This window comes from Dellaglioa sp. CoH-55-MRSF-8, from assembly GCF_056782195.1.
Genome location: NZ_JBXAYH010000002.1, coordinates 170,417 through 183,245 on the forward strand (window position 1 = coordinate 170,417; position 12,829 = coordinate 183,245).

Below are 12,829 nucleotides of genomic sequence, written 5' to 3' on the forward strand. Positions count from 1 at the left end.
TAAATTATATCACTTATTGTTATAATATTTTAGATTGGAGCGTGAAATAACTGTGAGTATTAATTATCCTAATGGAAAACTTTATGAACAATCACCTTTAAATACGCAAAAAAAGTCAAATATGCTGTTGTTTGGTAAACGGGGGATGTCATTAGAGGATGATATCAACGTAAGCAACGCATTTTACCTTGCTCATAATATGGCTGTCATTCACAAAAAACCAACGCCTATTCAAATTGTAAAAGTTGATTATCCTAAACGAAGTGCAGCTGTTATTAAAGAAGCTTACTTTCAAACTGCGTCAACAACTGACTACAATGGCATATACGATGGCCACTATTTAGATTTTGAAGCTAAAGAAACTAAAAATAAAACTTCATTTCCGTTAAGTAATTTTCATGAGCACCAAATTAACCATATGAAATCATGTGTATTACAAAGAGGAATTAGTTTTGTTATAATGAAGTTCACAACCTTAGGTAAGGTCTACTTACTACCATCAAAAACGCTATTTACTTACTGGGATAAGCAGAGTGTTAATGGTCGTAAATCAATTCCATTGAAAACAGTCCAAACTGAAGGATTCGAGATACAATATACTTTAAATCCGGTCATTCCCTATTTAAAATACGTTGATAAAATGATAGAGCATCTATAATTAAGGCTTTATATAATTAAAGGAGAATTTTATTTATGGCAACAGCTGATAATAAAGGTACTACTCGTGTTGCGCGACGCGAACAAGAAATAAGCACTAACAAAAAAGGCAACAAAGGTAAAAATAGTAAAGGTAAACTTTTTAAACGTATTTTTTTGAGCTTACTTGCTCTATTCGTTATTGGCGTAATTGCTAGTATCAGTTTATTTTTCTATTACGCCAAAGATTCACCAAAAATAACATCAAGTAGTCTTGAAAGTACCCCTGCAAGTGTCATTTATGCAAAGAATGATGAAATCATCACTACCTTAGGAACTTCAAGAGTCTACGCTGAATCGTCTGACATGCCGCAACTATTAAAAGATGCCATTGTTTCAATCGAAGATAAACGTTTCTATAAACATAATGGCGTTGATCCTGTGCGAATTGTAGGTGCAGCCTTGTCAAATATCACTGGTGGATCAGCTGGTCTTCAAGGTGGTAGTACTTTAACACAACAACTTATTAAATTATCTGTCTTTTCGACAAAAGCATCTGATCAAACAATAAAACGAAAAGCGCAAGAAGCATGGCTAGCATTACAAGTAGAGCGTAAATACAGTAAATCTCAGATTTTAACGTTCTATGCTAACAAAGTCTTTATGGGAAATGGTATTTACGGGATGCAAACTGCTGCAAATTACTATTTCGGTAAAAAATTGAATAAATTAAATACAGAACAAATCGCGTTAATTGCTGGTATTCCTAATGCCCCATCTTCTTATAATCCTTACGCGCATCCAGAATACGCAAAGGAACGACGTAATGAAGTTATTGATGCAATGTTAGCAAATAACAAAATTTCGGCAAGCGAAGCAAGTACAGCTAAAGCGACACCAATTACTTCAGGCCTAAGAACATCACATTCTGCCGAAAAAGATACTTATAATGCAAAAATTTCTGATTCCTATTTAAAAGAAGTTATTCAGTCTGTTAAAGATAAAGGTTTTGATCCTTATAACAGTAGTCTTAAGATTCGTACAAACTTAGATTTGGATGCTCAGAAACGACTTTATGATATAGCTAATACAAATAACTATGTGGTCTATCCTGACAGTAAAATGCAATTAGCTGTTACCATGGTTGATTCAAAAACTGGCGCTATTTCAGCTATGATTGGTGGCCGTAAACAAACAAATGTTACTTTCGGGTATAATCGGGCTGTCGCAACTAGTCGAAGCAACGGTTCAACCATGAAACCTATTATGGATTACGGTCCTGCTATTGAATATCTAGACTACCCAACTAATCAAAAAGTTAGCGATACAAAATATTACTACCCTGATGCTACTACAAAACAATTAAATGATTTTGATAATAGCTATCTTGGAACAATGACAATGCGAAATGCTTTGATTCAATCACGTAATATCCCTGCTATTCGGACACTTGAAGCGGTTGGATTATCAAAAGCCCAAGGATTCGTCAAAAAACTTGGTGTCTCTAAGGATCAAGTTGATACTTACTCATCTGGTATCGGTGCAAACATGTCAACGACTCAAAATGCAGAAGCCTATGCAGCATTTGCAAATGGTGGAACTTATCACAAAGGGACTTATATTTCAGAAATTGAAAGAAAAGATGGTACAGTTGAAAATTATTCTAGCTCAGGTACTAGAGCAATGAAAACATCAACTGCTTATATGATTACTGATATGCTAAAAGGTGTTATTAATAGTTCTAATGGTACAGGTACGGCAGCTCAAATACCGGGTCTTTACCAAGCGGGTAAAACCGGTACTACTGATTATCCATCAAATGTTGCTTCTAAATTTCCATCTAGCGCAGTTATGGATTCATTATTTTCCGGCTATACTTCAAATTACTCAATTGCAGTTTGGACAGGTTATGATTCACCATTAGTCGCAAATAACTACTTAGATGTTAATTCTCAACATCTAGCTGTAGGTATTTATAAAAACTTAATGCAGTACGTTTCCCAATCAGTTTCAAATACGGATTGGACAAAACCTTCTGACGTTTATCTGAAAAATGGCGAATTATCATTAACAGATTCATCTACTGCAGAAACAACAACAGCAGATAGCAGTTCATATTCAGTTCCTAAGATATCAAATAGTTCTAGTTCTTCAGAAGAATCTAGTTCAAGCAGTTCTTCTAGTTCAAGTAGTTCTAGTTCTTCAGAAAGTTCTAGTTCATCTAGTAGTTCTAGCTCCGCTATTAGTTCAAGTGCTTCATCTAAAGCAGACAGCAGTAAAGCCGTTTCGTCTGCTACTCGTTAAATAAAAACCTGGCGATATTCAGTTAAAATTCTGAATATCGCCAGGTTTTTATTTATTTCATTAATTTGACCAATGATATAGGGGTATTTCCGGTTTATCATTAGATTCTTTTGTATTGTCATTATTCTTCACATTATTTGAAAAGTTCTGTTGTTGTCTTTTTTCTTTATCTTTTTTTATGTCTTGACTTGTTTTTATATGCTTCTTTTCCCAATTTAGTAAAATTCTATCCATATATTTTAAACTGTATGCCTGATTAAGGACAGCTTCTTTCAACGCCATCAAAATTAGTTCTGGAATATAGTGGTCTTGATCAATCCACATGCTAATACTTTCTAATTCCATTGGTGATAAAGGTCTTCCAAATTCAACTTCAATTTTTTCATAAACCTCTTTTCGAGAATTATTACTCTTAACAACTTCAACCTTTTCTTGTGTCCTATGACTTAAATTATTTAATTTTTCATATAACACACTAAAATCAAATTGATCGGTGCTGTACCCATTTGAATCATCAATTGTTTTGATAGAAATAACTTTTTTTTCGATTAATTTCTGCAGTAATGTATAGGTTTCCTGGGCCGTCACGCCCATTTGACTGGCAATTTGATTTGTATCTGGAAATTTATTACCTGCTTGATTAAAGCTTAATAGATGGATTAAGAAAATTAATTCATCACTTGATAATCCAATTTTTCGATAATTCCGTAAAATTAAATTAGACACATGGGTTTCCCCTGCTTCTAAAAATTGACTCATAAATGCATCCATAACGAAAATGCCTCCTTAATTAAGAAAAGAACCTTAAACAATTTCGTTTAAAGGTTCTTTTTCTCTACTTTTTTATGGGTAAATACGGTTTAATAGACGTGGGAATGGAATAGCCTCACGTATATGTTCTTCACCTGTAATCCAAGTTGTTGCGCGTTCTAATCCAAGACCAAATCCTGAATGAGGAACACTACCATATCTTCTTAAATCTAAATACCATTCGTAATCTTTTTCGTTCAATCCAGCTTTTTTAATTTGTGCTATTAAGTTATCTACATCAGTTTCACGTTCTGAACCACCAATAATTTCGCCGTAACCTTCAGGAGCTAATAAGTCAGCACAAATAACGACGTCTTCTCTCGTTGGATGTGGTTTCATGTAAAATGGTTTAATTGCTTTAGGATAGTTTAAAACGAATACTGGCATACTGAAATGTTCTGCCAAATAAGTTTCTTCAGGAGATCCAAAATCATCACCCCATTTAGTATCAGGAAATTCACCAGAATTTTGTAATAATTCGACGGCTTCATCATAAGAAATTTTAGGGAATGGTGTTTTTGTATAACTTTTTAAGACTTCTTTATCTCTTTCGAGAATATCTAAAGCATAGTCACAGTTATCTAAAACATTTTGTACTAAGAACGCAATATATTGTTCTTGTACTTCAAGACTTTGTTCTTGGTGCATAAATGCCATTTCGGGTTCAATCATCCAAAATTCAATTAAATGGCGTCTTGTCTTAGATTTTTCAGCTCTAAAAGTTGGTCCAAATGAGAATACTTTACCAAAGGCCATTGCCCCAGCTTCTTCATACAATTGACCTGATTGTGACAAATAGGCATCTTTGTCAAAATATTTAGTATGGAAAAGTTCAGTTGTACCTTCTGGTGCACTACCAGTTAAGATAGGCGCATCAATCTTTATAAAACCTTCTTTATTGAAAAATTCATATGTTGCGCGAATAATTTCATTTCTAATTTGCATAACTGCATATGGTTTCGTTGAACGTAACCATAAATGACGATGATCCATCAAAAATTCTGTTCCATGATCTTTAGGTGTAATTGGATAATCTTGACTATCACCAACTAATTCAAGTGATTTAACTTCAATTTCATAGCCAAATGGTGAGCGTTTATCTTCATGAATCTCACCAATAACGTAAAGGCTAGATTCCTGATGTAACTCTTTTGCCATTTCAAAAGTTTCTTCACTGACATTACTTTTTATCACGACACCTTGGAAAAAGGCACTTCCATCTCGTAATTGTAAAAATGCAATCTTACCACTTGATCTTTTATTAGTAAGCCAAACACCGATTTTTACTTCTTCGTCTACATGGTTTTTAGCATCAATTATACTAATTGTTTTCAATAAACTTCCTCCTCATTACGGTCCTAGTTGCTAGATCGATTTCATTCCTTTTATAATATCATTAGTCAGATATATTAGTCCATAAGACAATTATATATTTTCAACGGATTTTAAAACTTTACCATTTGAGAACTGCAGTGTTTCATAACAAAGAGCTTTTTTCTTGTTCAAATAACTCACTTCCCATGCAGGTACACCGTTGTATATACCAAGTCCGACATTCAATATTTTACTAGGTTTTTTTTCATTCCAGATATAAGTTAAAATATCATTTTTTGTCTTACCATTTGATTGTGATAAGACTTTAACTTTTCCACCTTTTTGAGCAACAATCACATAAATTCTTTTATTAGCTTTTGTTGTCCCTGCAACTGTAAAATAAGTTGCATCCCTATTATATCTATAAAATGCTGTTTCTTTATCTAGTTTTGCGTATTTTTTAGCAATTGTAACAGCTTCTTTTTCAGCTGTAGCCATCGGTGATTTTGCGCGATTATATAAAATAAAAGCACTTACCACAATAACTAATATCGTACCAAGTATCGAAAGAAAAACGATGTTTTTTGATTTTTTGGGGGATCTTCGCATGATCAATTTTTCTCCTGTCTTAGTTTTATACGGTCATATTATAACAGACATTATCTAATTCTGATTAACTATCAGAATTAGATAAAAACGTCTTTAAATCAATAATAATATCTGCCAATGGTTCATTTATAAGTTGTAATTCATCCGGCAATACTTCAATCATTTTTTTACCATAACTTTGATTTATCAATCGATTGTCCAATGCAATCATTGCCCCTTTATCGGTTGACGTCCGAATTAAGCGTCCAAACCCTTGTTTAAGCTTCATTGTTGCTCTAGGCAGTGAATACTCACTGAATACATCCCTACCTTGACCTTCAAACTCTTTTTCTTTCGCCTTTACATTTAACGACTCTGGAGACTCAAATGGTAACCGCGTCACAATTAAAAGTTCTAATCTATCATTTGGTAAGTCAACGCCTTCCCAGAAACTACCAGTACCCATTAAAATAGCGTCTTTACCTAATAAAAATCGTTTTTTTAATTTTTCAGGCCGTCCTGTAACACCCTGAACTAAAAGTTCACGATCAAGATGTAACCCTCTTTTTGTTAATAACCCATAAACATTTGCTATCGTATCAAGCGAATTAAATAAAATTAACGTTTGTTTACGTTGTGATTTTATAATCTCATAAACTGAATCAGCCAAGTAAGATTCATAAAGCTCTTTTGATGATCGAACATCAAAAGCATCACTTGCTACATACAATTTAGCTTGGTTACTATAATCAAAAGGACTCCCTAATTTTTTGATTTTGTAATTATCATCTTGTATATCTAGCTGATCAATAATGTAATCAGGATTACCTGGTAGTAACAAAGTCGCCCCAGTAAACGTCAGGTGATTAAAGTGCCGATAAATTACTTCAGAAAGAAAATGAGTTGCATCTGATAAACTAAATTCAAATTGCATTTTGTCTGTTTGTCCGTTAATCGGAAAACTTAACCAAAGCACCTTTTCATTTAGCTTGTCTTGATTTTGTTCAAATATAGTCCAGCCCTCAGTTTCTGCAAATAATTGCTTAAAAAAGTTATGAACACGATTCAAAAGCTGTTGCTCATCTTGGCCGATATTTTGTTGGCTTTTTGCAGCGATATAACGATCTCGTAAAATGGCATCATCTCTTTTTAAAACAGTTATCACTTTTAAAACAGATTCAAGCATAATTTTATTTCGATTAATCAATCCAATTAGCTCAGTTGATTTTAAAATAATTGCTTTTCCGGTCGTTTCATTTTTTGCTGCTGAATTCCTACTAATTTGTCGACCATATTCTCTTGAAAATTGTCTGATGAGTAACTCAACTGATTCCCGTAATTTCCTAATTTCTGTTAATAATTGATTGTTTTCACTAGCTGTTAAGAAATTAATTGCCATTAAGTCATTAAAAGAAAATTTTTGTGAACTTTGTATGCTAGTCAATAATGAATCACACATATTAATAATTTTCCAGAATCGAATGCGTCCTTTATTTGACTGTAGAGCAACATCAGCAAGATGCTGTGCTTCATCTACAATTAATTCAGGCGCAAGTTTTGTACGATCTGAGTTAAATAAACCAGGATGCTTCATTAAAAAAGCATGATTTGTAAAAATAATTGCTGACGATTCAACTTGTTTATATAACGTATTAATAAAGTCAACTTCAAAAAATTGATCAGTTAATACTAAACTCCCAACCCCTTGATGTTCAATTTGATTAAAAATGGGATTTTGATAACTTGAAAGTTTTAATTCATCAAGTTCACCAGTTTTAGTCATTGTCAGCCATACTAAGATACGTATTTTCATTAAAGCTATCTGTCCAGAGGTTTCTTTTTGTGTTAATTCTTTTTTAAACGCCGCTAAATTTATATAATGGTTACTGCCCTTCAAATTTACTGCAGCTGTTTGAAAAGGCAATAATTTGTTAAGTAACGGTAATGCCTGATTCATCAACTGGGTTTGAAGTAATGTTGTCGCACTACTAATCACAATTTGTTTGCGATTTTGAGCATGATAAGCTGCTGGAATTAAATAACCTAATGTTTTACCGATTCCTGTAGGAGCCTCAATAATTAATGTTCGATTTCCACTTTTTAAATGTTCAGAAATAAGGTCCATCATCTTTGCTTGTTCAGGTCGCCAACTTAATTGTTTTTCAAATATTTTTTTCTTATCTACTTCTGCTTCAGGATAAACATAATTCGTTAAATTAAATGTATCTTGTTTCCTACGTTGAAGGACAATCCCTCCAACAATGTATAGATGATCTGGTAGTCTTTCCTGTCTTCTATTTTTATCACTGTACGCATCAGAAAATAATTCATTTGTATTTCTTAATAAAAATGAACTTAAACGATTTATTTCAAATAAGGTTTCTCTTGGAATCGTTTCTAGTCGAGTTAATAAGAAGATAAATAACTCAGCTGTCACATGGGCATCACTATCGGCATGATGCGGATTTTCGTGAGTCAGATTCAAATATCGACTCAGATCTTTTAATTTAAAACTGGGTGCTGTTGGCAATAAGATTTGACTAAGCTGTACAGTATCGACACCTTTTATTGATAATGCAGGATAGCCAACTCTTTCTAACTCACTATTGATAAATGGCAAATCAAAGTTAATATTATGCGCAACAAAAACTGTATCTTGGAGAATCGCGTAAATCGTTGCGGCGACGTCTTCAAAATAGGCAGCCTTTCTGATTTGACGGTTTGTAATCCCTGTTAATTCTGTAATAACTTTCGGAATTGCCATACCAGGATTAATATCAAACGAGAAAGAATTTATTATTTGATTTTTTTGAACTAAAACGCAACCAAATTGGATCATTCGATCGCCACTTTTAAGATTTGTTCCCGTCGTTTCAATATCCACTACAGCATAAATCGTATTTTTATTCATTGAAGTTTATCACCAGTCTTTTTAAGTTAACGCATTTATGTTTATTTTACCATATTGATTAAAGAATCATATGCCAAAAACTAAATCATTATAAATTCTCAAAGTTCATCCAGTCCATTATAGCTATAACGACAATTTTAAGGTATGATAATGGAAGTAAATTCATCTAGAGAGGACTCTTTTTTTGAACAATTTGTCAGATAATACAGAAGCAAAATTTCTTGGTACTAGCCATGCTAAAATTATATTAATCGGCGAACACTCTGTTGTTTATAGCCAACCCGCTATTGCCCTCCCTTTACCAAATGTTAAAATATCAGTTTTAACGGAAGCAATGGCAGATAAACAATGGATCACAAGTCGTTTTTATAGTGGTGAACTGAAAAATGTTCCCATGAATATGCGTGGCATTAAGCAAGTTATCCAGTACATTTTAAAATCATTGAATAAACGACATCAATCATTTAAATTAACGATTGAAAGTGACATCCCATCTGAACGAGGGATGGGTTCTTCCGCTGCCACAGTTATTGCCATAATTCGAAGTTTGTACGCTTTTTTTGATACGAAAATCGAACGCGATGAACTTCTACTTATTGCCAATATCGCTGAAACAACCACACATGGTTCTCCAAGTGGTATCGATGCCGCAACAACCAGTAGCCGCGATCCCATTTGGTTCATTAAGCACCAAGAGGCTTACCCTGTCCCATTAAACATAGAGGCAACCTTAGTGATTGCTGATACGGGAATCAAGGGCCAAACGGGTTTAACTGTTGGTCAAGTTCGTGATCGCGTCTTATCAAGTCCTGACGTTACTGAAAAAATAATTTCCGAACTTGGTCAATTAACAAGTATGGCTAAGGCACAAATTGCGACAGATGATGCTATAAGTTTAGGACACACATTATCTAGGGCTCATCATTTACTAAAATCTTTAGGTGTTAGTCATCCCAAATTAGATGCACTTGTCAAAACAAGTCTAGAAAATGGCGCTTTAGGTGCCAAACTTACCGGTGGTGGTGGCGGTGGCTGTATGATAGCCCTAGTTAAAACACCCGAAGAAGCTTTAAATCTAAGCCATCTCTTAAATCGTAATGGTGCCATTGCAACTTGGATTCAACCCCTTAAAAAGGAGTCACAACATATTGAAAAATAAAATTTCAGCTCGCGCCCATACTAATATTGCACTCATTAAATACTGGGGTAAACAAAATAAAGATTTAATTATTCCTTACAACAATAGCCTATCCTTAACGTTAGATCATTTTTATACCGATACTACGGTAACTTTTGACGATACGCTAACTGAAGATACCTTCTTTCTAAATTCTAAACAAAAAAAGGATAACAAAGTATCAGCCTTTTTAGATATTGTTCGTAATCAAGCACAAAAAAATATTTACGCTAAAGTAGAATCAATAAATCACGTTCCAACTTCAGCAGGACTTGCGTCATCAGCGAGCGCATATGCTGCACTTGCGCTTGCTGCTAGTCAAGCAATTGGTTTAAATTTAAATAAACGCGATTTATCACGATTAGCACGTCGTGGTTCTGGTTCAGCTAGTCGCTCTATTTTTGGTGGCCTAGTTGAATGGGAAAAAGGTCACAATGATGAAGACTCCTTTGCTATACCGATTGAAGAAACGATTGATTGGGATCTTCAAATGATTGCTATTATGATTAATAGTCATGAAAAAGCGATTGATTCTCGTTCTGGAATGCAACATTCCGTGGACACATCACCTTTCTACAATGAATGGGTTAAATCTTCTGAACGTGATTTAATTGATATGAAAAAGGCTATTATAGAGAAAAACCTCGAAAAAGTTGGTCAAATTGCTGAAAATAATGCAATGAAAATGCACGCAACAACTTTAAGCGCTAATCCCAGCTTTACTTATTTTAATCCTGACAGCATACGTGCTATGGATGCTATTCGTGACTTGCGTCAAGAAGGTATTACCTGTTACTTCACAATGGATGCTGGTCCAAATGTTAAAATAATTTGTTCCAAAACTGAAACACCTTATATTTTAAATAAATTAAGTCCACTTTTTGGTGCAAAAAATCTTTTGGTTGCCAAGCCTGGACCTGGAGCGACACTTATTTAGTGTTATCCATATTGAAAGGAATTGAGCTATTTGATCACCGCTAAAGCACCAGGAAAACTTTATATTGCAGGAGAATACGCAATTGTTGAACCTGGATCACCAGCAATTATTGTTGCTATTGATCAGTTTGTAACTGTAACAATTAAAAAGAGTAAAGAAACAGGTAGTATTTCATCTAAACAATACCAAGAAAATTCTTTATCTTGGTATCGTCAAGGGACAAAAATTATTTTTGATAATCGAGATAACCCCTTTCACTACATATTATCGGCGATTCATTTAACCGAATTATATGCACAATCCATCGGAAAACAGATGGTTAATTATCATGTCAATATTGATAGTGATTTAGATAGTACTGATGGTAAAAAATATGGTTTGGGCAGTTCTGCTGCGGTTACCGTAGCAACCGTTCGTGCCGTTTCACAATTTTATAATTTAAAATTAACGGATAACGCTCTATTTAAATTATCAGCAATGGCTCACCTAGATGTTCAAGGAAATGGTTCACTCGGAGATATTGCCGCTAGTGTTTATGGCGGATGGATTGCTTATTATTCATTTGATCGAGAATGGTTAAAAATTATGAGACAAGGTACGCCACTAACCGAACTTTTATCTATGGATTGGCCTATGCTTTCTGTCCAACGCCTACCGCAACCTAAAGATTTAGAATTATTAATCGGTTGGACTGGCTCTCCAGCTTCAACTTCCATTTTTGTTGATAAGATGGCCCTTTTTAAAGCAAAACAAAAAAAGACTTACTCTGAATTTTTAGAAGATTCAAAAAAATGTGTCACTGCAATGATTGATGGCTTTAAATTAAACAATTCCATCATTATTCAACAAGAAATTACAAATAATCGAATGATTTTACAACAATTAGCCGATGCTAGTCAGGTAATAATTGAAACCGAATCATTAACTTCCCTTTGTAATTTATCAGAATCCCAACATGCTGCCGCAAAAACATCAGGTGCTGGCGGTGGTGATTGCGGTATTGCATTAGCAACCTCTGAAACAAATCGTACTGAATTATTTAAAGATTGGGCACAAAATGATATTCAACCTTTGGATATCAAAGTGACCTTATAGGATAAGGAGTTTTTTATGATTAAAGACGATAATTTAATTCAAAGTCACAGAAAAGATGAACACGTATTTATCGCCGAAAAATTATTCAATACGGAATCAAAAAATCAATTGAATGAGATCAAGCTTATTCCTTCAAATTTACCTGAACTTTCTATTAATGATATTCAATCTAGCGTTGAGCTTCCAAATTTCTCGTTTCAATCGCCCTTTTATATTAATGCTATGACTGGTGGCAGTGAACAAACGGGTATTTTAAATCAACAATTAGCCGAAGTTGCAGCTATCACAAATACACCAATCGCGACAGGTTCTCAAAGTATCGCCTTAAAAGACCCTTCTAAGGCTCATACATTTAAAATACTTCGTGAAAAGAATCCAAATGGTCTCATTTTTTCTAATTTAAGCGCCAATGCAACACTAGATCAGTCAAAAAGAGCCGTTGATATGATTGAAGCAAACGCCCTACAAATTCATATTAATGCCGCTCAAGAAATTATTATGCCAGAAGGTGAACGTGAGTTTTATTGGTTGAAGAATATTGAAACAATCGTAAATAAGCTTGAAGTACCCATTATTGTTAAAGAAGTTGGTTTTGGGATGTCTCATAAAACGGTTCAACAATTAGCTGATATTGGTGTACGTTATGTTGATATTTCTGGTCGTGGCGGCACAAATTTTGCCATGATTGAAAACGAACGTAGACATGCTAAAGATTTCTCCTTTCTAGAGGATTGGGGCTTAACTACAGCTGAAAGTCTCATTGATACAAAATCTCTGCAAACAGGCTTAACAATTTTTGCCTCTGGTGGTATTCGTACCCCATTAGATATTGTTAAATGTCTCGCTTTAGGCGCTAAAAGTGTTGGTATCTCTGGTGCATTCTTACACATTCTCAATAAACAAGGTCAAGATGCGCTAACAAATACCATATCAGATTATCAATCAAAAATTAACATGCTTATGCTGTTACTTGGCACCAAAAATTTAAGTGATTTAACAAAAATTAGAATGATTTTATCACCTGAGTTACAAAATTTTAAAAATCAAATATAATCAT

At 34.0% G+C, this 12,829-nt stretch carries 10 protein-coding genes; 6 read left to right on the forward strand and 4 right to left on the reverse strand.

Annotation, left to right across the window (positions count from 1 at the left end; genetic code table 11):
* Nucleotides 1-52 precede the first annotated feature (52 nt).
* Nucleotides 53-658: a Holliday junction resolvase RecU gene (gene recU / locus AC1RPW_RS02620; RefSeq protein ID WP_481761292.1), complete on the forward strand. Its 606-nt coding sequence runs from the start codon at nt 53-55 to the stop codon at nt 656-658.
* Nucleotides 659-693: 35 nt separating this feature from the next.
* Complete coding sequence (locus AC1RPW_RS02625; protein WP_481761291.1) at nt 694-2,940, forward strand: transglycosylase domain-containing protein; 2,247 nt, start codon at nt 694-696, stop codon at nt 2,938-2,940.
* 60 nt (nt 2,941-3,000) lie between these two features.
* On the opposite strand, the gene AC1RPW_RS02630 is transcribed toward AC1RPW_RS02625, so the two are convergent.
* The 4 genes from AC1RPW_RS02630 to AC1RPW_RS02645 form a co-directional block, all read right to left on the reverse strand.
* Nucleotides 3,001-3,711, reverse strand: coding sequence for a DnaD domain protein (locus tag AC1RPW_RS02630; RefSeq protein WP_481761290.1), 711 nt, complete (start codon nt 3,709-3,711; stop codon nt 3,001-3,003).
* A 72-nt stretch (nt 3,712-3,783) separates the two neighbouring features.
* Nucleotides 3,784-5,085, reverse strand: a complete 1,302-nt coding sequence (asnS, locus tag AC1RPW_RS02635) for an asparagine--tRNA ligase (RefSeq protein WP_409022573.1) — start codon at nt 5,083-5,085, stop codon at nt 3,784-3,786.
* 90 nt (nt 5,086-5,175) lie between these two features.
* A complete protein-coding gene (locus tag AC1RPW_RS02640; RefSeq protein WP_481761289.1) occupies nt 5,176-5,673 on the reverse strand; it encodes a cell wall elongation regulator TseB-like domain-containing protein in 498 nt (165 codons plus the stop codon).
* 64 nt (nt 5,674-5,737) lie between these two features.
* A complete protein-coding gene (locus AC1RPW_RS02645) occupies nt 5,738-8,563 on the reverse strand; it encodes a helicase C-terminal domain-containing protein (protein ID WP_481761288.1) in 2,826 nt (941 codons plus the stop codon).
* 193 nt (nt 8,564-8,756) lie between these two features.
* Here AC1RPW_RS02645 and mvk point away from each other — a divergent pair, with 193 nt between their 5' ends.
* From mvk to fni, 4 genes are read left to right on the forward strand one after another with little or no spacing between them, the layout of a single operon-like run.
* The gene (gene mvk / locus AC1RPW_RS02650; protein ID WP_481761287.1) at nt 8,757-9,722 is read left to right on the forward strand and encodes a mevalonate kinase; all 966 of its coding nucleotides are present in this window, start codon (nt 8,757-8,759) and stop codon (nt 9,720-9,722) included.
* Nucleotides 9,712-10,677, forward strand: a complete 966-nt coding sequence (mvaD, locus tag AC1RPW_RS02655) for a diphosphomevalonate decarboxylase (protein WP_481761286.1) — start codon at nt 9,712-9,714, stop codon at nt 10,675-10,677. Before mvk ends, mvaD begins: the two co-directional genes overlap by 11 nt.
* A gap of 30 nt (nt 10,678-10,707) precedes the next feature.
* Nucleotides 10,708-11,772: a phosphomevalonate kinase gene (locus AC1RPW_RS02660; RefSeq protein ID WP_481761406.1), complete on the forward strand. Its 1,065-nt coding sequence runs from the start codon at nt 10,708-10,710 to the stop codon at nt 11,770-11,772.
* Nucleotides 11,773-11,787: 15 nt separating this feature from the next.
* Nucleotides 11,788-12,825, forward strand: a complete 1,038-nt coding sequence (gene fni, locus AC1RPW_RS02665) for a type 2 isopentenyl-diphosphate Delta-isomerase (protein WP_481761285.1) — start codon at nt 11,788-11,790, stop codon at nt 12,823-12,825.
* Nucleotides 12,826-12,829 lie beyond the last annotated feature (4 nt).